The sequence below is a fragment of the Kitasatospora sp. NPDC047058 genome (genome assembly GCF_040643935.1).
Classification (GTDB): domain Bacteria; phylum Actinomycetota; class Actinomycetes; order Streptomycetales; family Streptomycetaceae; genus Kitasatospora.
The window spans coordinates 1-24,463 of the sequence record NZ_JBEYVJ010000008.1; the positions used below are offsets into that span (position 1 = coordinate 1).

The 24,463-nt window shown below is 75.2% G+C and carries 4 protein-coding genes; all 4 read right to left on the minus strand.

Going from position 1 to position 24,463, the window contains the following annotated elements; translation table 11 throughout:
- Nucleotides 1–118: 118 nt before the first annotated feature.
- The 4 genes from ABZ885_RS02225 to ABZ885_RS02240 are packed head-to-tail and all read right to left on the minus strand — an operon-like array spanning nt 119 to nt 24,215.
- Entirely contained in the window at nt 119–1,609 is a 1,491-nt protein-coding gene (locus ABZ885_RS02225) for a tryptophan 7-halogenase (RefSeq protein ID WP_360182320.1), read from the minus strand.
- The gene (locus tag ABZ885_RS02230) at nt 1,606–2,934 is read right to left on the minus strand and encodes a cation:proton antiporter (RefSeq protein ID WP_360182323.1); all 1,329 of its coding nucleotides are present in this window, start codon (nt 2,932–2,934) and stop codon (nt 1,606–1,608) included. The genes ABZ885_RS02225 and ABZ885_RS02230 overlap by 4 nt, the downstream gene beginning before the upstream one ends.
- The gene (locus tag ABZ885_RS02235) at nt 2,931–12,266 is read right to left on the minus strand and encodes an amino acid adenylation domain-containing protein (protein ID WP_360182326.1); all 9,336 of its coding nucleotides are present in this window, start codon (nt 12,264–12,266) and stop codon (nt 2,931–2,933) included. The genes ABZ885_RS02230 and ABZ885_RS02235 overlap by 4 nt, the downstream gene beginning before the upstream one ends.
- A 15-nt stretch (nt 12,267–12,281) precedes the next feature.
- Nucleotides 12,282–24,215 (minus strand): amino acid adenylation domain-containing protein, encoded by an 11,934-nt coding sequence (locus tag ABZ885_RS02240; protein WP_360182329.1) that lies wholly within the window; start codon nt 24,213–24,215, stop codon nt 12,282–12,284.
- Between the last annotated feature and the right edge of the window lie 248 nt (nt 24,216–24,463).

Sequence of the window (24,463 nt, forward strand, 5' to 3'; positions counted from 1 at the left end):
CTAAGGTGTTGTTGCCATTCGTCCCGGCTTTTCCGCGGGTGGCTTAGCCGATGGCCGTCGGGCCGCCCGGGGCCCCGCGGCCCGGGCGGCCCCGGGGCCGGCGCGGAGCCGGCGGGGATCAGCCCGCCGTGGCGTGCACCCAGGACAGGCCGTCCGGCGAGGGGATCAGCCCGCCCTCGAACAGCGGCGTCTCCTCCTCGGCGTCCTCGCCCAGCGCCGCGTGCATCTGCATCTTGGAGCTCTCGGTCATCGCCTCGCGCACCACGGACGAGCCGAGCAGCGGGGCCCAGTTGTCGGTGTTGCCGTCGGAGATGGTCTCGACCGCCGAGGCGAACTCCTCGGTCTGCTGGTGCAGGCGCTTCGCGACCGTGTCCGCGTCGCTGAGCGCGGCCTCGCCGGAGGAGACGCCGCCCACCAGGTCGACGAACGCCTCCAGCTCGCCCCGGCTGTTCTGGGTGACCTTCTTGGCCTGCCAGAAGTAGGAGCCCTCCACCTGGTGCATGTCGTAGAAGGACATCAGGAACTCGTAGAACACGCCGTACTCGCGGCGGTAGCGCGCCTCGAACTCCTTCATCGCCACCTCCTCCTCGACCGTCCCGGCCAGCGTGCTGTTGATGGACCGGGCGGCCAGCAGCGCGCTGTAGGTCGCCAGGTGCACGCCGGAGGAGAACACCGGGTCGACGAAGCAGGCGGAGTCGCCGACCAGCATCATCCCGGGGCGCCAGAAGGCGGTGTGGTGGTACGAGTAGTCCTTGCGGACGCGGATCTGGCCGTACTGGCCCTCGGTGACCCGGGTGGCGGGGGCGAGGTAGTCCGCGATCATCGGGCACTCGTCGATCAGCGCCCGGAGCGCCTTCTCCGGGTCGCCCTGCACCTTCTCCGCCATCTCGCGCCGGACGACGGCGCCGACGCTGGTCAGCGTGTCGCTGAGCGGGATGTACCAGAACCAGCCGCTGTCGAACGCCACGCAGAGAATGTTGAAGCGGTTCGGCTCGGGGAGCCGCTTGCCGCCCTCGAAGTAGCCGAACAGCGCCAGGTTGCGGAAGAAGTCCGAATACTCCCGGCGGCCGCCGATCTTCTGGTTGAGCCGGCTCTGGTTGCCGGAGGCGTCCACCACGAAGCGGGCCGAGACCTCCCGGCTCACGCCCTGGTCGTCGGTGTAGCGCACGCCGGTGACCCGGTCGTCGTCCTCGAGGATCTCCGAGACCGCCGAGCCCTCGCGGACCACCGCGCCCACCTTGCGGGCGTTGTCCAGCAGGATCTTGTCGAACTTGGACCGCTCGACCTGGTAGGCGGTCGAGGTCGGGCCGGCCATCTTCGGGGAGATGGAGAACGAGAACGTCCACGGCTCCGGGTTGGCGCCCCAGCGGAACGTGCCACCGCGCTTGAGCGGGAAGCCCGCCTTGGCCAGCTCGTCCGCCGCCCCGGTCAGCTTGCAGATGCCGTGAATCGTGGACGGCAGCAGCGACTCGCCGATCTGGTACCGGGGGAAGACCTCCTTCTCCAGGAGCAGCACCGAGTGCCCCTGCTTGGCCACGAGCGCGGCCAGCGTCGAACCACCCGGGCCGCCGCCGACGACCACGACATCAAATGCTTCGGTGTTGCTCACGCTGATTTCTCTCCCGCTTCTTCGCCGCCGACGCCGGCGGTCTGTGCCGAATGTGCAGTGGTGCTTCCGGAGTGTTCGAGCTGCCCCGGGCGGCCCTCGGGCCGCCCGTCCCCCCTCCCCTTGCCGATCAACTGGAGCAGCGGGCCGGTCATGAAGGTCGTGATGAGTGCCATGAGGACGAGGACGGCGTACAGCCGCTGGCCGATCAGCCCGGCCGTCCTGCCGACGTCCAGGGCGATGAGTTCGGTGAGCCCGCGGGTGTTCACCATGACGGCGACCAGCGCCGACTCCCGGGGCTCCATGCCGCGCAGCCGGGTCACCCCGTAGGTGGGCAGCGCCTTGCCGGCGACCGCGATCAGCACGAGCACGCCCAGCAGGGCGAAGTCGCTCGCGCCGAGCGAGGAGATGTCGACGGAGAGCCCGGTGGTGACGAAGAACAGCGGCAGCAGCGCGGCCGACGTCTGCTCCATCGGCTCCAGGACGTCGGCGTTCGGGGCGCCGCCCCGCCGCGGCATGGCCAGGCCGGCCAGGAACCCGCCGAAGACGGCGTGCAGCCCGAGCGACTGGGTCACCCAGGCGCTGCCCAGGGCGAGGATCAGCGCCGCCGGCACCGGGCTGCTCATCAGCCCGGCCGGCCGGTCCAGCCACCAGCGCATGGCCGGACGGGCCACGCCGAAGAGGAACGCCGTGAAGACGGCCAGCAGGGCCAGCGCGACCATCCAGGAGAACGGGATCGGCTGACCGGACTCGCTGAGCACCGCGGCCAGCACCAGCCAGGCCACCACGTCCATGAGGCCGGCCGCCGCGAGCGCCACCGTGCCCGCCCGGGTGCCCGCGGCCCCGCGCTCCCGCACGATGGCCGCCAGCACCGGCAGTGCGGTGATCGAGACGGCCACCGCCATGAACAGCGAGAACGAACGGTGGCCCGCATGGGCCGGGTCCACGGCCGAGAACAGCCCGCCGCCGAGCTGGACGGCCGCCAGTCCCAGCCCCATCGGGACCAGCAGGGCGGCCACCGCGACGTCCACCGCGGTGCGCCCCGCCCGGAAGGTGCGGAAGTCGATCTCGTAGCCCGCCACGAACATGAAGAGCACGATCGCGATCTGGGAGAGCATCGCCAGGAACGGCCGGGCCCCCGCGGGGAACAGGTAGGTGGACAGGTCGCCCGGGAGGTGGCCCAGCAGGGTCGGCCCCAGGGCGATGCCGGCGATGATCTGGCCGATCACGGTGGGCTGCCCGAAGCGCCGGGCGAGGCCGCTGAACAGCCAGGACACCAGGACGACGAGGGCCACGTCACCGAGGACGGTGGCCGTGAGCGTGCTCACGCGTTCTCCTTCAGGTTCTGTTCTGCGGACCGCCGGCCCAGCCGGGCGAGGTCGGCGTCCGGCCGGCGGACGATCAGCTCCAACAGGTCGACGTACTCGCGGACCAGCGCCTCGGCGGTGCCCCGGGCGAACAGGTCGGTGCTGTACTCCAGGTAGCCCTCCAGGCCGGCGTCCGTCTCGCGCAGCGCCATGCTCAGGTCGAACCCGGCCGTGCCGTTGCCGCCGGGCAGCTGCGTCACGTCCAGGCCGCCGGCGCCGCCCCGCTCCGGGGCGCCGTCCCTCCCGGCCGGGGCCGGGGTCGGGGCCGGGACCAGGTTGAACATCGTCTGGAACAGCGGCGAGTGCGCCGGATCGGGCTCGGGCACCAGGGTGCGGACGAGGTCGGCGAACGGGACGTCCTTGTGCGCCTGGGCCTCGGCCACCACCTCCCGGGCCTGCGCCAGCAGCTCGGTGAAGGACCGCTGCGGGGCCACGTCGAGGCGCAGCACCAGCGCGTTGACGAAGTACCCGACGAGGTCGTCGAGTTCGGCCGCCGGCCGGTTGGTCACCGGGGAGCCGATCGCCAGCTCGCGGTCGTCGGTGCGGCCGGCCAGCAGGGCCGCGTAGGCCGCCAGCAGCGTCATGTACAGCGACGCGCCGTGGTCCGCGCTGAGCTTGCGCAGCTGCTCCGCCAGCCCGGTCGGGACGGTGAACTCCACCGCCGCGCCCTGGTGGGACTTCACCGGGCAGCGGGGGTAGTCGGCGCGCAGCGACAGGCACTGCGGCAGCCCGGCGAGCCGCTCGCGCCAGTGGTCGCGCTGCCGGTCGAGCTCGGCCTCGTCCACGGTCCGGCGCTGCCAGCGCGCGAAGTCGGCGTACTGGAGCGGCAGCGGCGCGAATCCGGGCTCCCGGCCGCGGCTCAGCTCGCCGTAGGCGGCGATCAGTTCGCGCAGCACGATGCCGGTGGACCAGCCGTCGAAGACGCCCCAGGGGCGGGTCAGGACGAGGACGTGCTCGTCCTCGGCGAGGGCCAGCAGGTGGGCGCGGAGCACGTGCCGGTCCTCCGGTACGAACGGGCGCAGCCGCTCCGCCCGCAGCCACTCGGTGAGGGCCGCGTCGCCGCCGCCCGCGGACCGCGGGACGTCCAGGACGGTGACCTCGAAGCCGTCGGCGCCGTTCACCCGCTGGACGACGGCCCCGTCCCGGCGCAGGTAGCCGGTCCGCAGCACGGCGTGCCGTTCGACCAGGGCGCGCACCGAGCCGGTGCAGGCCGCCCGGTCCAGCGGGCCGCGCAGGCGCAGGGCCAGCTGGACGTTGTCGTGCGCGGCGCCCAGGTGCGCGGTGCGGCGCAGGAACCAGAGGTCCTCCTGCGTGGTGGACAGCGGTGCCTCGTCGCCCTCCGCCGCGGGGGTGGCGGGCACCAGGTCCGCGAGCGGTCCCGACGGTGCGCCGCCCCGGTCCGTGGCTTCGCGGCCGGCGGCGGCCGGCTCCGGCGCGGCCGTCGCCTGCTCCAGGGCCGCGGCCATCTCCGCCATCGTCCCGGCGGTCAGGATGAGCTGGAGCGGCAGGTCCGCGCCGGTCTCCTTCTTGACCCGCAGGTTGAGGCGGGTGGCCAGCAGCGAGTGCCCGCCCAGGTTGAAGAAGTTGTCCTGGAGGCCGACCCGGTCGAGCCCGAGGACGCCGCCGACGAGCCGGCACACGGTGTGCTCGGCCTCGGTCCGGGGCGCGACGTAGACCTCCTTGGCCACGTCCTCCTCGTCCGGCGCGGGCAGGGCCCGCTTGTCGACCTTGCCCTGCGAGGTGACCGGCAGCTCCTCCAGCACGACGAAGGCACCGGGGACCATGTAGTCCGGCAGCCGCTCGGCCAGGTGGTCCCGGATCTCCCGGACCAGGGTCTGGCCCACCCGGTCGACCTGCGGCGCGTTCGCCAGGCGCTGGGCGCGGTACGGCGAGCGGGCCAGCGCGCGGGGTGCCGTGCCCCGGGCGAGCAGCAGGTCCAGGCCGTCCGGCCGGTCCTGCGACCAGGTCGGGGTGACCCGGTACCCGAGCTCCTCGGCGTGCCGCAGCGCCTCCTCCAGCTCCCGGACCTCCGCCCGGGCCCGCGCGGAGAGCCGGGCGCCGCGCGGCAGCGGCTCCACCTGGCGGGACGGCGCCCAGCGGGTCAGCTCGGTGACGACGTGCACGTCCTCCGCGATCCGCGGGTTGGTCAGGCCGGTGACGCCGAACCGGTCGGGGGTGCCGGCCGCCAGCAGGGCGCGCAGTCCGGCCGGGTCGGCGGCCTCCAGCCACGGGTGGGCCGGCTCCGGCGCCGTGGCGCCCTTGGTCAGCACCACGTCGTAGCGGTAGGAGAGCATCTCGTTGCCGCCCAGGCCCCGCTTGACCATGATGTCGACGGCGCCCAGCTCCGCGAAGCGCTCCGGGAGCCGCGTGAAGTAGCTGGGGCTGACCAGGAGTTCGGTCTCCTGCCGGCGGCGGCGCTGGACCTGCGAGGCCAGTGCGCCGGCCGTGGCCGGGACGCCGGAGCGGCTGCGCTCGATGGCGCCCACGTGCGCGGAGAACAGGTCCAGGTTCCGGATGTCGCCCAGCAGGATCCGGCCGCCCTCCTCGACCAGCGGCAGGACGCGGGCGATCACCTCCTGCAGGTAGTGCCGGCTCGGGAAGTACTGCGCCACGGAGTTGAGCACGACCAGGTCGAACGTCGGGCCGTCCGCGCCGCCGAGCCCGGCCACCGACAGGGCGTCGCCCTGCCGCAGCGTGACGTGGGACCAGCCGCGGCGCTCCGCGCCCCGGCGCACGTCGTCCAGCGCCGAGGGCGAGATGTCGATGCCGTGCACCGTCTCGCAGCCCTCCGCGTACCGGAAGAGCAGCAGGCCGGTGCCGCAGCCGATCTCCAGCAGCCGCTTCGGCCCGAACTCCAGGATCCGCTCGACGGTGCCGTCGATCCACTCGCGCATCTCGTCCTCGGGGATCGGCTCCCCGGTGTAACTGCTCTCCCAGCCGGCCAGGTTGAGGTCGTCGGCGACGGTCTCCCCGGTGCCGCGCGAGTACTGGTCCTCGAAGAGCCGCTCCCACTGGCCGAGGTGCTCGGCGGTCTGCGCCTCGGCGGCCGCGTCCAGCCACTCCTCGGTGGGGCGCAGGTAGGCGCTGAGGGCGTCGACCTCGCCGGTGGTGCGCGGCACGACCACGGCGCTGTGCACCGAGGGGTGGGCCTGCAGCACCGTCTCGATCTCGCCCGGCTCGACCCGGTAGCCGCGGACCTTGACCTGCTCGTCCACCCGGCCGCGGAACTCCAGGGTGCCGTCGGGGAGCCGGCGCACCAGGTCGCCGGTGCGGTACAGCCGGCCCTCGGGGTCGTCGCCGAAGGGGTCCGGCACGAACCGCCGGGCCGTCAGCTCCGGGGCGTCGAGGTAGCCGCGGGCCACGCCGGCGCCGCCCAGGCAGAGCTCGCCGATCACGCCGCCCGGCACCAGCCGGAGGTTCTCGTCGGTGACGTAGGCGGTGGTGTGCGGGACGGGGCGGCCGATCGGCACCCGGGCGTCCCCGGCGAGGTCGCGCGGGATCTCGTGGTACGTGGAGGCGATGCCGTTCTCGGTCGGGCCGTACCCGTTGACCACGGTCAGGCCGGGGTGCGCCGCGTACAGCCGGCCGACGTCGCGGGCCGAGAAGGTGTCGCCGACCACGGCCAGGAAGCGCAGCGCCAGGTCGCGGCCGGCCGCGGACTCGACGAAGGCCGGCAGGAAGGCCGCCGACAGCAGCATGCTGCTGACGCCGGTGCGCCCGACGCAGTCCAGCAGCTGGGCCGGGTCCTTGGAGTCGCCGTCGTGCAGCACCAGCACGCCGCCGTTGACCAGCGGGGTGAGCACCTCCTGGGTGCCGGCGTCGAACGAGATCGACGAGTGGTGCAGCACCACGGTGTCCTCGTCCGCGGCGAAGTAGTCGGGGTTGGTCACGAGCCGGACCACGGCGCGCTGCTCCACCAGGACGCCCTTGGGGCGGCCGGTGGACCCGGAGGTGAAGATGGCGTAGGCCAGGCTGTCCGCCGTCAGGCCCCACCCGGCGCGGGAGGGGTCGGTCGCCGGCCGGCCGGCCAGGACCTGCGCCCGGCCGTCGGCGCGCTCGCCGGTGTCGAGGTGGACCACCTCGGCGACCCGGTCGAACAGCGTGTCCGGCAGCCGGGACTGCCCCAGCACGGTGCGCACCCCGGAGCCGTCGAGCAGGGTGGCGATCCGCTGCTCGGGGTAGTCCGGGTCGATCGGGACGTAGGCGCCGCCCGCCTTGAGGATGCCGAGCAGGCCGACCACCAGCTCCGGCGACCGGTCGGCGCAGAGGCCGACCAGGACGTCCGGGCCGACGCCGGCGCCGCGCAGGTGGTGGGCCACCCGGTTGGCGCGGGCGTTCAGCTCGCCGTAGGTCAGCTGCTGCCCGCCGTGGCGCACCGCGACGGCGTCGGGCCGCCGGGCCGCCTGCTCCTCGAACAGCTCGGCGAGGCAGGCGTCCTGCGGGTACGCGGGGCGGGCGCCGTGGGCGGCGGTGAGCAGCCGCTGCCGCTCGGCCGGGGGCAGCACGTCGATGTCGAGCGCGCGGGTGCCGCGGCCGTCGTCGGCGGCGAGCGCGTCGACGATGCCCGCGAGCGCGGTCTCCACGTACGTCAGGAGGGTCTCGGGCTCGACCGCGTCCTCGATCTGGACCGTCAGGGACAGTTCGTCCCCCATGTCGTCGAGCGACATGCCCATCGGGTAGTTGGTGCGGTCCATGAAGGCGAGCCAGTTGATCCCCTGGGCCTCCAGGGTCGGCGCCGGGGTGTCGTCGTGCGCGGGCTCGAAGTGCCGGAAGTTGATCGCGGCGCTGAACAGCGGGGTGTCGACGTCCAGCCCGCTGCAGCGCTGGGCCAGGCTCAGCGAGGACTGCTCGCGGACGATCAGCTCGCGCAGCCCGGCGGCCACCTCGTCGACCAGTTCGCGGACGGTCCGGCCGGCCAGCCGCACCCGCAGCGGGAGGGTGTTGATGAAGTTGCCGAGCATCCGCTCCACGCCGGGCACGCCCTGCAGGCGGCCCGACATGACGGTGCCGAACACCACGTCGTCGCGGCCGCTGCCCGCGGCCACGACCCGGGCGCAGGCGGCGTGGAAGAGCCAGGCCGGGCTCAGGCCGAGCCGGCCGGCCTCGGCCCGCAGCCGCCGGGTGAGCCCGGCGTCCAGCGAGCGGCGCGGCTTGCGCGTCCGGCGGCCGTCGCCGCGCACGTCGGTCAGGCCGAACGGGACCGTCGGCTCGGTGACGTCGCCGAGCGCGGTGCGGAAGTACTGCTCCGCGTCGCCCGTCCGCAGCTGGTGCAGGGTGTGGGCGACGAAGTCGCGGTACGGCGCGGGCGGGGTCAGCAGGTCGGCGCGCCCGGCCATGTGAGCGACGAGCTCGTCGATGATCAGCCGCAGCGAGGTGGCGTCCTCGATGAGGTGGTGGAAGTTGACCACGAGGAAGCGGCGCTCCGAGGCCGGGTCCGGGGCGACCCGCACCTTCAGCATCGGCGCCTCGTCCGGCGGCAGGGCGGACGGGTGGTCCAGCAGCGCGCGGACCTGCTCCTCGGCGTCGGTGCCGGCGTCGAGGGCGATGTGCGCCACGGGGAGGGCGACGGTGCGGTGGACCACCTGGACCGGCTCCGGCAGGTCCTCGGTGAGCACCGCGGTGCGCATCACGTCGTGCCGGTCGATCAGGGTCTGGAGCGCCCCGGTGAAGGCGGTGCAGGCCGCCTCGTCGTCCGCGACGAACGCCACGGACATCACGTACGGGTCGTTCTCCGGGTCCATCAGGTGGTGGAAGAGGATGCCCTCCTGCGAGGGGACCAGCGGGTAGACGTCCTGGATGTTGGCCGCGCCGCCGGGGACGCGGTCCGCGATCGCGTCGAGGTGGTCCTGGCCCAGCCGGACCAGCGGCAGCAGGTCGGGCGTGAGCCGCTCGCAGCCCTCGGGGACGAGGTTCGGCGGCACGGTGTAGCCGGGGGCGCCGCCGGCCGTTCCCGTCCCGCCGTCCGCGCCGCCCGCGGCACCGGCGTCGATCCGCTCCGCGAGGCCCGCCAGGGTGGGCGCGGAGAACAGGTCGCGGACGGCGAGGTGCAGCCCGGACTCGCGCAGCCGGGCCACCAGGACGGTGATGATCAGCGAGTGGCCGCCCAGGGTGAAGAAGTTGTCGGTCGCGCTGATCTCGTGGGTCTCGAAGCCGAGCAGGTCGGCCCAGACCGCGGCGAGCGTCTGCTCGGTTCCGGGGGCGGGGGCGACGTACTCCCGCTCCTCGCGCCGGGCGTAGGCCTCGATGCCGGGGGCCGGGAGCGCGGCGCGGTCGAGCTTGCCGTTGGTGGTCAGCGGCAGCGCCGCCAGCACCACGTAGGCGCCGGGGACCATGTACTCGGGCAGCGAGCGCCGCGCGAGCCGGTCCAGCCCGGTGCGCAGCTCCGGCTCGTCCTGGCCGGCCGCCGGCACCACGTAGGCCACGAGCTGCCGGTTGCCGGGCTGGTCCTCGCGGACCACGACCGCGCAGGAGCGCACCCCGGGGTGGTCGCCGAGGCGGGCGGAGATCTCGCCGAGCTCGATCCGGTAGCCGCGGACCTTGACCTGGTCGTCGTTGCGGCCGAGGTACTCCAGCGAGCCGTCGGCCAGCCGGCGGGCCAGGTCGCCCGAGCGGTACATCCGGGCGCCGGGGACGCCGCGGAACGGGTCCTCCAGGAACCGTTCGGTGGTCAGCTCCGGCCGGTTCAGGTAGCCGCGGGCCACGCCTTCGCCGCCGACGTACATCTCGCCGACCGCGCCGGTCGGCACCGGGTTGCCGTGCCGGTCCAGGACGTACACGCAGAGGTCGGACAGCGGGCCGCCGATCGGGCTGGTCGACCGCTCGGTGTCGGCCCCGGTCACCACGCGGTGGGTGACGTGCACCGTCGTCTCGGTGATCCCGTACATGTTGACCAGCCCGGTCCCGGCGTTCTCCGGCCGGGCGAACCACGGGCGCAGCGCCGCGGTGTCGAGCGCCTCGCCGCCGAACACCACGGTCCGCAGCCGGTGCCGGGCGCCGTCCTCGCCCTGCGCCGCGATCAGCTGCCCGAAGGCGCTCGGCGTCTGGTTCAGGACGGTGACGCCCTCCGCGCAGAGCAGCGCGTAGAAGTCCCGGGCGCTGCGCGCCACCTCCTGCGGGACGACCACCACGCGGCCGCCGTGCAGCAGCGCGCCCCACATCTCCCAGACCGAGAAGTCGAACGCGAAGGAGTGGAAGAGCGTCCAGACGTCGTCCGCGCCGAAGCCGAACTGCTCCCTGGTCGCGGTGAACAGCCGTGCCACGTTGCGGTGTTCGACCATCACGCCCTTGGGCAGGCCGGTCGATCCCGAGGTGTAGATGATGTACGCGAGGTCGGCCGGCGAGGCCCCGGCGGCCGGGAACAGGTCGCCCTCCGGGAGCCCCTCCCAGCGGCCGGCGTCCCCGGTGACGTCCACGACGACGGCCGCGCCGGTGTCCAGCCCCTCCGGCGGCGCGCCGTCCACCAGCAGCACCCGCGGGGCGCTGTCCGCCAGGACGTGGGCGAGCCGCTCGGCCGGCGCCGACGGGTCCACCGGCACGTACGCGCCGCCCGCCTTCAGCACCGCCAGCGCGCACACCACCAGCCACTCGCTGCGCGGCAGGCAGAGCGCCACCAGGGACTCGCGCTTCACCCCGAGCACCCGCAGGTACCGGGCCAGCCGGTTGGCCCGCGCGTTCAGCTCCGCGTAGCTCAGCTCGACGTCCCCGGAGCGCACCGCCACCGCGTCCGGCGCCTCGCGCACCCGCTCCTCGAACCAGCCGTGCAGCGACCGGCCCTGCGCGGAGGCGTCGCCGGGCAGCGCGATCCACTCGTCGATCATGGCGCCCAGCTCGGCGGTGTCCAGCAGCCCCAGCCGGGATATCCGCTCCTCCGGCGCCTCGACGACGGAGCCGAGCAGGGTGAGGAAGTGGCGCACGAAGCGCTGGACGGTCTCCCGGTCGAACAGGGCGGTGCTGTACTCCAGTGCGCCGGACAGGCCGTCCGGGGTCTCCCGCAGGTCCAGCGTGAGGTCGAACTTGGTGATGTCGAAGTCGAACTCGACCGGGGCGACCTCCAGGCCGCCCAGCGTCAGCCGCGGCTCGGTCTGCTCCTCCTGGAGCACCAGCACCGTCTGGAACACCGGCGAGAGGCTGAGGCTGCGCTCCACCTGGAGGGCGTCCACGACGGCCTCGAAGGGCACGTCCTGGTGGTCGAAGGCCTCCAGCGCGGTCCGCTTCACACGGGCCAGCAGCTCGACGAAGGTCGGGTCGTCGGACAGGTCGTTGCGCATCACCAGGGTGTTGGCGAACAGGCCGATGAGCCCCTCCACCTCGGCCCGGTTGCGGTTGGCCACCACGGTGCCGACCGCGATGTCGGTCTGCTGCGTGTAGCGGTGCAGCGCGACCGAGTAGGCGGCGAGCAGCGTCATGTACAGGGTGGCGTCGTGCCGCTCGCCCAGCTCCCGGAGCTTCCCGAGGAGCTCCGGGGTGGACCGGAAGAACTCCCGGGTGCCCGCGTAGTCGCGCGCCGGCGGGCGGGCCCGGTCGGCGGGCAGCGTCAGCGTGGCGTCGGCGCCGGCGAGCTGTGCCTTCCAGTAGTCGACCTGGCGGGTCTGCACCTCGCCCGCCAGCCACTCGCGCTGCCAGTGCGCGAAGTCGGCGTACTGCACCGGCAGCGGGTCCAGTTCGAGGTCGCGCCCCTCGCAGGCCGCCTCGTACAGCGCGGCCAGCTCGCGGAAGAACACCCCGACCGACCAGCCGTCGGAGACGGTGTGGTGCATCGTCACCATCAGGACGTGCTCGGTGGCGCTCCGGCGCAGCAGCAGCACCCGGATCAGCGGGTCCCGCGCCAGGTCGAACGGCGTGACCGCCTCCTCGTGGCAGATCCGGGAGAGGTCCGCCGGGTCGCCGAGGTCCTGCTCGCGCACGGCGAAGCCGGTCCCGTCGTCGATGACCTGGTACGGGACGCCGGCGCGCTCCTCGAAGCGGGTGCGCAGCGCCTCGTGCCGCCGGACGAGGCGGGCCAGCGCCAGCCGCAGCGCGGGGCGGTCGAGCGGCCCGCGCAGCCACATCGCCATCGGGACGTTGTAGGTGGTGCTGGTGCCCTCCAGCTGGGCCAGGAACCAGAGCCGCTGCTGCGCGAAGGACAGCGGGAGCGGCTGCTCCGGGGAACGCGGCAGGGTCGGAATGATGTCCAGCGCGGAGAGGTCCACGCCCTGCTTCCTCAGCAGCGCGATCACGGCGCGCTGCCGCTTGGCGGGCATCGCCTGGATCTTCCGGATCAGCTCGTGGCCGCTCTCGGGGTGCGGTGTGCTCATCATCGGTCTCTCTGCTCAGCTCTCGATGTCGAGGACGGCGTTGTCAATGTCCAGGGCGTCCAGCTCCGCGTCGGTCATGTTCTCGACCAGGCTGATGCTGTCCAGGATCGTGTCCAGGTCGAGCTCGGGGACGGCCGCGGCGTCGGGGACGCCCTTCGCGACCTCGGCGGCCAGCGCACCCAGCGTGTGGGCCGCGAAGACCGCCTGGACCTTCAGCTCCACACCCGTGCGCTGCTTGATCAGGTTGATCATGCGGGTCACGAGCAGGGAGTTGCCGCCGAGTGCGAAGAAGTCGCTCGCCGTGCCGAGGACCCCGGCGTCGGCGCGCAGCAGCTCGGCCCAGACCGCGGCGACGGTGTGCTCGGCCTCGGTGCCCGGGGCCGAGCCGTGGTCGTCGGACCGCTGCGGGGCGGCGGGTTCGGGCAGCGCCCGGGTGTCGAGCTTGCCGTTGCCGGTCAGCGGCAGCCGCTCCAGCGCGACGTAGCCGGAGGGCACCATGTACGGCGGGAGCACGGCGCGCAGCGCGGCGTCCAGCTCCTCCCGCAGCACCTCCTCGTCCGGCGCCTGCCGGGCGGAGGGCACCACGTAGCCGACCAGGCGGCGGTCGTCGCCCTGGCCGCGCACCACCACCCGGGCGTCGTCGACGGCGGGGTGCTCGTTGAGGCGCACGGTGATCTCGCCCAGCTCGATCCGGTAGCCGCGGATCTTGACCTGGTCGTCGTTGCGGCCGAGGAACTCCAGCGAGCCGTCGGGCAGCCGGCGCCCGAGGTCGCCGGTGCGGTACATCCGGGCGCCGGGCCCGCGGAACGGGTCGTCCAGGTAGCGCTGCGCGGTGAGCTCCGGCCGGTTCAGGTAGCCGCGGGCGACCACCTCACCGCCGATGTACAGCTCGCCGACCGCGCCGGTCGGCACCGGGTTCCCGTGCCGGTCCAGCACGTAGACGCCGAGCCCCGGCAGCGCCCCGCCGATCGGCCTGGTCGACAGGACGGTGTCGCCCACCACGATCTCGCGGTAGGTGCTGACCACCGTCGTCTCGGTGGTCCCCCACATGTTGACCAGCAGCGTCCCGTCGTTCATCGGCCGCTCGAACCAGGGGCGCAGCGGGGAGGCGTCCAGCTCCTCGCCGCCGACCACCATCGACCGCACCCGGTGCGGGGTGCCGTCCTCGCCCTGCGCCGCGATCAGCTGGCCGAACCCGGTCGGCGTCTGGCCCAGCACGGTGACGCCCTCCTCGCAGAGGAGCCGGTAGAAGTCCTTCGGGCTGCGCGCCACGTCCTGCGTGACCACCACCAGCCGGCTGCCGTTCAGCAGCGCGCCCCAGATCTCCCAGACCGTGAAGTCGAAGGCGATGGAGTGGAAGAGCGTCCACACGTCGTCCGGGCGGTAGCCGAACCACTCCTGCATGGCGAGGAAGTACCGTGCCATGTTGCGGTGTTCGACCATCACGCCCTTGGGCAGGCCGGTCGAGCCCGAGGTGTAGATCACGTACGCGAGGTTCGCGGGCGAGGAGCCGGGCAGCGGCTCCGGGTCGCCGTCCGGCAGGCCCTCCCAGCGGGCGGCGTCGGCGGGGACGTCCACCACGACGGCCGCGCCCGCGTCCAGCCCCTCCGGCACCGCGCCGTCCACCAGCAGCACCCGCGGGGCGCTGTCCCGCACCACGTGGCCGAGCCGCTCGGCCGGCGCCGTCGGGTCGAGCGGCACGTACGCGCCGCCCGCCTTGAGCACCGCCAGCGCGCACACCACGATCCACTCGCTGCGCGGCAGGCAGAGCGCCACCAGCTCGTCGGGGCCCACGCCCAGCTCCCGCAGGTACCGGGCCAGCCGGTTCGCCCGCGCGTTCAGCTCGGCGTAGGTCAGCTCGCGGTCCTCGCAGCGCAGCGCCACCGCGTCGGGCGCCCGGCGGACCACCTCCTCGAACCAGGTGTGCACGTGCTGCTCCGAGCCGGCCCCGGGTTCCTCGGCGGTGGCCGGGGTCCAGGCGTCCGCGACGAGTTCGCGGTGCCGCATCGCGGGCGGCAGCACGGACAGTCCGACGGCCGCGCCGTCGGCGCGCCGCTCGTCGGAGAGCGCGTCGACGAGGGCGGCCACGGCGGCCTCCAGGCAGTCGACGACCACCTCGGCGCTCTGCGCCCGGTGGATCAGCGCGTCGATCCGGAACGCCCCGCCGAGGTCGTCGACGGAGACGGTCACCGGGAAGTTGCTGCGCTCGTGCACCCCGGACAGCGGGGTGATGCCGACCCGGTCGAGCAGCTTGTCGAGGCCGGCGTCGCCGGGCAGGTGCCGGTAGTTGAAGATCGCGTTGAACAGGGGCAGTTCGGGCCTGGGCAGCCCGCTGCACGCCCGGGCCTCGGTGAGCGGGATCTGCTCGTGGCGCACCAGCTGGTGCAGCAGTTCCTCGGTCTCCCGGACCAGGTCGCGCACGCTGCGGCCCGCGAGGTCGAGGCGCATCGGCAGCGTGTTGATGAAGCTGCCGAGCATCCGCTCCATGCCGGCCGGCCCCTGCAGGCGGCCCGACATGACGGTGCCGAACACCACGTCGTCACGGTCGGCGCAGGCGGCGACGGTCAGCGCCCAGCCGGCGTGGAACAGGGTCGCCGGGCTGGTCCGCAGCTCCGCCGCGAGGGCGCGGACCCGGCGGCCCAGCCCCTCGTCCAGCGGCCGGCTCAGTTCGACGACCTGCTGCCCGTCGCCGTGCACGTCGTCCAGCCGGAACACCACGGTCGGCTCGGAGACCTCGCCGAGCATCCCGGTGAAGAAGGCGGCGGGATCGAGGTCGGCCGGCCGGCGCCGGGTGTGGGCGATGAAGTCGCGGTAGGGCACCGGGGCCGGCAGGGCGTCCTGCCCGCCCTCCATGTGCGCGACGGTCTCGGCGAACAGCAGGCCGAGCGAGGACGCGTCGTGGACGACGTGGTGCAGGCTCATCGCCGCGTGCCACGTCCCGGTGTCCGGGTGCCGGCCCGCCCGCAGGCGGATCAGCGGGGCCTGGTGCAGCGGCATCCGCGGGGCGGTGCGGAGCAGTTCGGTGAGCTGCTCCGCAGCGGGCGTCCCGGCGTGCAGGGCGGTCTCCTCCACGGTGAGGTCCACCTGCCGCAGCACGGCCTGCACCGGCGTGCCGAGGCCGTCCGAGAGGATCACGGTGCGCAGCGCGTCGTGCCGCGCGACCACGGCCGCCAGGGCGGCGGCGAACCGGTCCAGGGTGGCGCGGTCCGCGAAGGAGAACAGGCCCGAGGAGACGTACGGGTCGTGCTCGCCCTCCCTGACGTAGTGGAAGAACATGCCCTCCTGCAGCGGGGCGAGCGGGTACACGTCCTGGAGGTTCGCGGCTCCGCCGGGGACGGCGGCGACGACCGCCGCCACCTCGTCCTCGGTGAGCCGGACCAGCGGCAGCATCGCGGGGGTGACGTGGGTGGTGCCCTCGGGGATCCCGGCCGGGGCGGACGCGGCGTCCGCGGCCCCGGCTCCGGTCGGGCGGGACGCGCCCTCCGCGGCCGCCGGCAGCTCCTCGGCCGCCTCGGCGACCTCCGCGAGCGAGCGGGCCCGCAGGATGACGGGCGGTTCGCAGCGCAGGCCGCGCTCGCGCAGCAGCGCGGCGAAGCGGTAGGCGAGCAGCGAGTGGCCGCCCAGCGCGAGGAAGCTGTCCTCGGGGCCGAGCTCGTCCGGCCCGTAGCCGAGCAGCTCGGCGCAGGCCGTGAGGACGGTGCGGTCCTTGCCGGCCGGCGCCGCCGGGGCAGGCGCGGCGGCAGCGGGCGTGTCCGCAACGGGCTCCACCGGCGTTACGGCCTCGGGTGCGGCGGGCGTCACGGCCGTGGGTGCCGCGGGCGCGGCCGGGCCCGGACGGTCGAGCCAGTAGCTCTTCCGCTCGAAGGCCGTCCCCGGCAGCGACACCAGGCTCCGGCGCCCCGGGTGCAGCCCGCTCCACGGGATCCTGGCCCCGCTCACCCACAGCTCGGCGAGCCGCTCCAGGTCCCGGTCGGCGACCAGGGCGGAGAGGAACGTCGCGCCGCGGGCCCCCTCGAACACCGCCATCAGCGGGCTCGCCCCGGCCTCGGCGTTGCCGGTGTACAGGGCGCCTCCGGACGGGGCACCCGGCGCACCGGTCCCGTCGGCCCCGTCCGTTCCGGCCAGGTACGCGGCGAGGGAGGCGCGCAGCTCCCCGACGTCGCCGGCCACCACCGCCAGCCGCTCGGCCATCGCCTCCCGGCCCAGCTGGAGCGTGTACGCGACGCCGGCGAGGTCCGTCTCCCCGGTCCGGCCGAGGTGCTCCTCCAGCAGGCGGACCGTCGTCCGCAGCCGGGCCCGGCTGCCGGCGGAGACCACCACCACCTGCGTCCCGACGACGACCGGCCCGGCCGGCTCGGGGGCCGCCTCCGGCGGGGCCTCCACCACCAGGGTGACGTGGCTGCCGCCGGCGGCGACGGAGTTGATCAGCGCCCGGCGGGCCACCGGCCGGCCGTCCGCGTCCGGCCGCTGCTCCCAGGGGGTCAGCTGCTCGCAGAGCTCCAGCGGCCCGTCGGCCAGGTCGAGGTTGGGGTTGGGCTTCCCGACCCCGGTCAGCGGGGCCAGCTCGCGGTGCCGGAACTGCAGCGCGACCTTGGTCAGCTGCGCGACGCCGGAGGCGGCCTCCGGGTGCCCGAGGTTCGACTTCACCGAGCCGACCACCACCGGCTCGGCCGCCCCGTCGAACACCTCCCGCAGGGCGCTCAGTTCGATCTCGTCGGAGAGCACCGTGCCGTTGGCCGACGACTCCACGTACCCGATCGAGCCGGGCGCGGTGCCGGCCCGCTCCAGCGCCCGGCGCATGACGGTGACCTGGGCGCGCCGGCTGGGCGTCAGGAACCCGTTGGCGTGGCCGCTGTGCAGCGAGGCGGTGCCCTTGATGACGGCGTGCACGGTGTCCCCGTCGCGCAGGGCGGCGTCCAGCGGCTTGAGCAGCACGGCGCCCACGGCCTCCGCCGGAAGGTAGCCGTCGCCGTCCCGGAAGCTGCGGCTGCCCGGGTGGCTGCCCAGCATCCGCATCTCGGACAGCGCGAGGAACTTGTCCGCGGTGGGGGCCAGGTTCACCCCGCCGGCGACGGCCAGCTCGCTCTCGCCGCGCTGCAGGTCGGCGCAGGCGAGGTGGATGGCCATGGCCGAGGAGGTGCACATGCTGTCCACGGCCAGGCTCGGCCCCTCCAGGCCGAAGAAGTGCGAGACCCGGTTGGCGATGAGGTTGAACGAGGCCGTCGCGGTGAGCGCCGCGAGCGCCGGGTCGGAGGCGTCCGCCCGGTACAGCTGGTAGGCCGCCCCGACGTAGACGCCGACGCGTCGCCCGTACTGGCGCTCGATGACCTCCTGGGTGACGCCGCCGTCCTCCAGCAGCCGCCAGACGGTCTCCAGGAAGAGGCGCTGCTGCGGGTCCATCACGGCCGCCTCGCGCGGCGCGATGCCGAACAGCGCCGGGTCGAACCGGTCGATCCCGTCCAGGAACCCGCCCCAGGCCCCGGAGCCGTCCGCGCCGTCCCAGCGGCCGGCGGGCGGCTCGGTCACGCAGTCCCGGCCGGCCCGCAGGTGCGCCCAGAACGCGTCCAGGTCCTCGGCCTGCGGGTACGAGCCGGCCATGCCGATGACCGCGATGTCCCGGAAGCCGGCCCGGTCGTCGGCGGGCCGCGGCGCGGCCGCGTGCTCCGGCGCGGGTGTGCCCGGGACGGCGGTGACGGCGGTGACCGGCGGCGCCGCGGGGGCCGGAGCGGGGGCGGGCGCCGCCGACGCGGCGGGGGCCGGGACCGGCTCGCCCAGCACGGCGCGCAGCTCCGCGGGGTGCTCGGCCGCGAAGTAGCCGGCCAGCTCGTTCAGCGTCGGCCGCTCGAACAGCAGCGTCCGGGCCAGCGGGCCGAAGGCCTCCTCCAGCCGGGTGACGGCGGTGACCGCCAGCACCGAGTCCATGCCGTACCGCTCCAGCGCGACACCGGGGTTCAGCCGCTCCGGGGCGAGCTTGAGGATCTCGGCGAGGGTGCGCCGCAGCAGGCCCACCGCCCGCTCCGCCAGCAGCCGGCCGGCGTCGTCCACGCGCCCGGCGTCGGCCGCGGGCCCGGCGTCCGCCGCCGGCGCGGCCGGCCCGGTGTCCTCCACCGGCACGGTCTGCCCGGTGATCCGGGACAGCGCCTCCCGCTGCCCCGCCAGCACGATCACCCGGCCGTCCCCGGTGGCGTCGTCGTCGGTCAGTGCACGGTGCAAAGCGTCCAACCCCCGTTCGGTGTCCAGCGGTGCCAGGCCGATCGCCCGCAGCCGCCCGGTGACGGCCTCTCCCGTTCCCATCCCGCCCTCGGCCCACAGCGGCCACCCGACGGAGACGGTCCTGCCCCTGCGCTCCCCGGCCGCCACGAGGAGGTTGCGGTACACCGCGTAGGTGTCCATGAACGCGTTGGCGGCGGCGTAGTCGGCCTGGCCGAGGTTGCCGAAGGCGCCGCTCGCCGACGACAGGCACGCGAAGAACTCCAGCGGCTCCTCGCGGCTGAGCTCGTCGAGGTGGACGACCCCGGCGACCTTGGGCGCCAGGACGCGCTCCAGCCCGGCCGGGGACTTGGTCACGATCAGCCGGTCCTCGATCACCCCGGCGCCGTGCAGGATGCCGGTCAGCGGCCCGTGGTCGGCGGTGACCCCGGCCAGCAGGGCGGCGGTGGAGGCCCGGTCGGCGACGTCCGCACGCCGGTGTTCCGCCGTCAGCCCGGCGGCGCGCAGGGCGTCCAGCGCGGCCCGCACCTCCTCGCCGGCCGCCGAGCGGCCGACCAGGACGACGGTGGCGTGCCGGACGGCGGCGGCGAGGTCGCGCGCCACGATCAGGCCCAGGGCGCCGGCGCCCCCGGTGACCAGGTAGACGCCGTCCTCCCGCCAGGGCACGGCCGCGGCTCCGGCGGCGGCGACCTCGCCCAGCACCGCCGTGTACCGGCGGCCGTCGCGGTGCCGCACCTCGGCGGCGGGCTCCGGCCCGGCCTCGGCGGCCAGCCGGGCCGCGACGGTGGCCGGTCCTGCGCCGTCGAGGCAGTCCACCAGCTGCGTGCGCAGCTGCGGGTTCTCCTGGCCGGCCGACCGCAGCAGCCCGGTCAGGCCGCGCAGGCAGGCGAGGCGGTCCCGCTCGGGCCCGGCGGCCGCGGGGTGCGCCAGCGCGACCTGGAACAGCACCGGGCGCGGCACCCCGGTCCGCATGACCTCTTGGACCAGGGCGAACACTGCGCGCACGGCCTCGGTGTACTGACGGTCCGACGGGCCGTCGACCAGCTCGACGAACGTGCAGTCGGCCTCCGCCGGCAGCGCGGCCCGCAGGGTCTCCCGCTCGTCCGCGGTCAGCGTGCCGACCACCGCCACGTGGTGCGCGGCGAACCCGTGCCCGGCCCCGCCGGCGGGCGCCGCCGCATCGGCCGCCCAGCCCGGCCGCAGCAGCACCACCTCGCCCTCGGGCGCCTCCCGCCGCTCCGCGTCGGCGCGGCGCGCGGGCTCCTCCACGGTGACGGGCGCAGGCTCCTCCACGGCGACGGGCGCCGGCTCCTCCCCGGCGACGGGCGCCGGCTCCTCCCCGGTGACGGGCCAGGGCTCGCCGCCCGTGGTGATGCCGTCGAGCTCGATCCAGCAGCGCTCGCGGGCGAACGGGTAGCCGGGCAGCGGCACCCGGCGGGGGCGCGCTGCCGGGCCGCCGCCGGCCCGGTAGGCCTCCTGCACCGTCTCCCACGGGACCGGGGTCCCCCCGGCCCACAGCCGCAGCAGCCGGTCGGTGGCTCCCCGGCCGGCCCACGCGTCCAGGGCGGCGGCGAGCTCCGCCTCGGCCGGCGCCCGGTCCGTCAGCACGGTGCCGCGCACCCAGCCGCCGTCCGTCCCCGGCCCGGCGGCGAACTCCGCGAGCAGGGCCGAGGCCTCCGCCACCGAACCCGCCGCGAACGCCAGCCGCTCCTCCAGGACCATCCGGCCGGTCTGCAGCGTCCAGGCGACGCCGGGCAGGTCGTCCTCGCCCAGCTCCGCCAGCCGGTCCCGCAACCGGCGGGCCTGCTCGACCAGTTGGGCCTCGCTCCGGGCGGAGAGCACCAGCAGCGCGGGCCGGCCGCCCGCGGCCGGCGGCGGGGCGGGCAGCTCGTACTCGGCGAGCAGGACGTGCGCGTTGGTGCCGCCCGCGCCGAAGCTGGACACGCCGGCCACCCGCGGGAGGGTCCGGCGCCGCCCGCCGTCCGTCACGGTGGGCCGCTGCCACGGCTCCAGGCTCTGCTGGACGCGCAGGGGCGTGCCGGCGAAGTCGATGTGCGGGTTGAGGGTGCGCGCGTGCAGGCTGGGCGCGAGCTGTCCGTGCCGCAGCTGGAGCAGCACCTTGGTGATCCCGGCGATGCCGGCCGCACTCTCGGCGTGGCCGATGTTGGACTTCACCGAGCCGATCGCGCAGTGCTCCGGCGCGGCCCCCGCCTCCTCGAAGGCCCGGACCAGGCCCGCGATCTCGATCGGGTCGCCCAGCGCGGTGCCGGTGCCGTGCGCCTCCAGGTAGCCGAGCGCCCGCGGGTCGATGCCGGACGCGGCCAGCGCCCCGCCGACCACCCGGCCCTGGGCCGCGGGGCTGGGGACGGTGTAGCCGGTGGTGCGGCCGCCGTGGTTCACGGCGGTGCCCTTGATCACGGCGTGGATGTGGTCCCCGTCGGCCAGGGCCCGCGCCAGCGGCTTGAGCAGCACGGCGCCGACGCCCTCGCCGGGCACGTAGCCGTCGCCGCCGGCGCCGAAGCTGCGGCAGCGGCCGTCGCTGGAGAGGAAGTTGCGCTGCCCCAGCATCAGGTACTTGGCGGGGTGCGAGGTCAGGCTCACGCCGCCGGCGATCGCCGCACCGCACCGCCCGCTCCGGATCGCCTCGCAGGCCAGGTGGACGGCGGTCAGCGAGGACGAGCACATGGTGTCCACGGCCAGGCTCGGCCCGGTGAACCCGTAGACGTACGACACCCGGTTCGCCACCGAGGAGGCGCTCGCGGACAGCGCGACCGGCAGGCCCTGCTGCTGCGCCTGCGCGCCGTAGAGCTGGTAGTCCTGGTACATCACGCCGGTGAACACGCCGACCCCGCCGCTGGTCCGGTTCAGCAGCTCCCCGGTGTACCCGGCGTCCTCCAGGACGTGGTGCGCGCACTCCAGGAACAGCCGCTCGTGCGGGTCGAGGTACTCCGCCTCGCGCTGCGAGATCTGGAAGAACAGCGGGTCGAACAGGTCGATGCCGTCGAGGAAGCCGCCCCGGACGTCGGGCAGGCCGGCGCCGTCCGCCCCCGCCCAGGCGGGCCGCAGCCAGCGGCCGGGCGGCAGCCGGCGCACCGAGTCGCGGCCGGACCGCAGGTTCTCCCAGAACTCGTCCAGGTCCGCCGCGCCCGGGTAGCGGCCGCCGACGCCGATGACGGCGATGTCGGTGCCGGTGTCATTGCCGGTTCCGGTGTCGGTGCCGGTGGCGCCGTCCTCGGGGCCGGCCTCGACGACCTGCGCGCTCGCCGCCGGCCCGGGCCGGGCAGCTCCGGGCGCGGGCGGCAGGGCGCGGGTGCTCAGCCCGGTCAGGTCGGCGCAGACCCGGCCCGCCTCGTCGAACACGGTGACGTCCAGCTGCGGCTGCGCCGCGTCCGGGCCGCTGCCCGGCCGGTACCGGAGCCAGGCGAAGGCGCGGGCGGGGACGGTGCCGGGAGCGTCCACCCGCGCGACGGCGAACGGCAGCGCGGCCCGGACCGCCCCGCCCGCCCCGTGGTCACCCGCTGTACCGTCGCCCGCCGCACCGCCGGCCGTGAGCCGGAGGCCCGCCATGGCCTGCAGTGCGCCGTCGAGGACGGCGGGGTGCAGCACGCAGCCCGCCGCCGGGCCGGCTTCGGCCGGCAGCCTCAACTCGGCCAGCACCTGCGGGTTTCCGGCCGCGTCGGTGCCCGGCCGCAGGGCGGTCAGGGCGCGCTGGGCCGGACCGTACTCCAGCCCGGCGCCCGCGTAGAGCTCGTAGACACGGGCCGCCGGGATCTCCTCCCCCGCGCAGTCGGCCCGGACCTGCGCCAGCGCGGGCAGCTCGCGCCCGGTGCCCTCCGCCGGGCGCACCCGGCCCTGGCAGCACGGGGTGCCGTCGTCGCCCGCGACCGTGATCTCGAAGGCCGCCCCGTCGCCCGCCCGGCGCACGGCGACCCGCAGGTCCAGCCCGTCCGGTCCGCAGACCGCGGGACGCAGCCAGACGACGTCCTCCAGCCGCACCGCGTGGGCCGACGGCGCGCCCAGCGCGGCGGCGGCCGCGGCGCTGGCCATCTCCAGGTGCGCGACCCCGGGCAGCAGCCGGGCGCCGCGCACCCGGTGGTCCCGCAGGTACGGCTCGTCGCCGTCGAAGTGCGTCTCGTACACGGCGCCGTCCCCGGCCGGTACGGCGCGGTGCAGCATCGGGTGCGGACGGCCCCGGTCCGCGGTGTCCCGGCCCGCCGTCGGCGACGGCGCGGCCGCCGGGGCGACCAGGTCGCCGTGCTGCGCGAGCAGGTGGGCCGCCAGGGCCCGCACGGTCGGGTGCGCGGAGAGGACGGCGGCGGTGAGCGCGAGGCCGTGGCGGTCGTTCAGCCGCTCGACGAAGGCGGAGCGGGCGACCAGGTCGAAGCCGAGCTCCGCGAGTTCGGTGTCCGGGTCCACCTGCTCGACCGGCAGGCCCAGCAGGGCCGCCACCTCGTCGCTCAGCCCGGCCGTCAGCTCCGCGGCGCGGTCGGCCCCGACGGCGGCCTCGGCGCCGGCCGGGCGGCCGCCCCGCTCCGCGAGCAGGGTCTCCAGCCAGGCGGCCAGCTCCGCGATGGTGGTGTGCTCGAAGACCACGGTCAGCGGGAGCGGTACGGAGATCCGGTCCTCGATCTCGACGACCAGGTCCACCAGGGCGGCGGAGGCGAGCCCGAGTTCGTAGTACCCGGCGTTCGCCCCGACCTCGGCGGGGGCCACCCCGAGGCGCGCGGCGACCAGTTCGCGCAGCAGCTCCAGCAGCTCCCCCCGCGAGGTGCCGCCGGCGCCCGCCGCACCCCCCACGCCCGCCGCACCCACGGCACGTTCCCGGCGCGGCCCGGTCTGCCCGGTCTGCCCGGTCTGCCCGGTCTGCTCGCTCTGCCCGGCCGGGGGCAGCCCCGCCCCGGCCCGCACCCGCTTGGCCACGTACCCGCCCAGCTCTGCGACCGGCCGGCCTGCGGCGTCGTAGAACTCCAGCGACATCCGGATGAGCTCGTCGGTCCGGTGCACCGAGTCGGCCGGGATCCTGACGGAACACCGGCTGCCCAGCGGCCCCGTCGCCCGGAAGGACTCGAACGCCAGCGGCAGGTAGAACTCCTGCCCGTCCTCCCCCGCCCCCGGTGCGCCGCCGCGCTCCAGCAGGCCCGTCGCCACCCCGCCGCTCAGCAGCGCGGCCTCGAACAGCGCCGGGTGGAAGAGGAAGCGGCCGGCGCCCGCACGGTGCTCCGCCCCCAGCTCGACCTCCGCCGTCCACTCACCGGGGCGCCGGCGGACGGTGCCGAGGGGCTTCATCAGACCGGAGTGGACCAGGTCGTGCTCGCGGCACCAGGCGTACATCTCGTCCAGCGAGGTGGTCGCGGTCGCGGGGTCGGCCGCCGGAGCCGGCCGGGCCGTCAGGCCCCCGGGCGCGCGGCGCTCGGCGGCGGCCGTCGCGTACACCGCCTCGGCACCGCCGCCCACCGGGCGGCCGCGGACCTCGACCCGCACACCGCCCGCCGGTGCGGCGCGCCCCTCGATGGTGACCGCGACCGGCTCGCCGGGAAGGGCCGCCAGCGGCGCCAGGACCGTCAGGCTGCGCAGCAGGGTCTCCGCCATCGGGTACCCGTGGCGGGCGAGGACCTCCAGCACCAGTTCCACATGGCCGACGCCCGGCATGAGGGGGCGGCCGTGCACGACGTGACCCATGACCAATGGGTTGTCTGAGGTGACGTTGAACGTCTCGGTGAACATGGGCGTATCGGTCATCGGTATATCCATCCCACAACAGCGTCGTACCGACGGCAGAACCCGCGGCGGAGGGCATGTCGAAGCAATGCGTCCGGAGCGGAACGGCTCCGGGGGAATTACCGAGATTCACTGGGCGGGGCCGGATCGGAGAAACTCCGGCCTCTGCCGGGAACCGACCGGATATCAGCCGGCCCGGCTGGGGTGAACGGCGTGAATCAACTCATGTTTCCAGAACACCGGGGGAAGTCTCCCCGGGCGAAGCGAAT

What these genes read in the sequence shown, in the direction of transcription:
- ABZ885_RS02235 (WP_360182326.1), bottom strand. Translation starts at nt 12,266, where the DNA reads ATGAGCACACCGCACCCCGAGAGCGGCCACGAGCTGATCCGGAAGATC.
- ABZ885_RS02240 (WP_360182329.1), bottom strand. Translation starts at nt 24,215, where the DNA reads ATGACCGATACGCCCATGTTCACCGAGACGTTCAACGTCACCTCAGAC.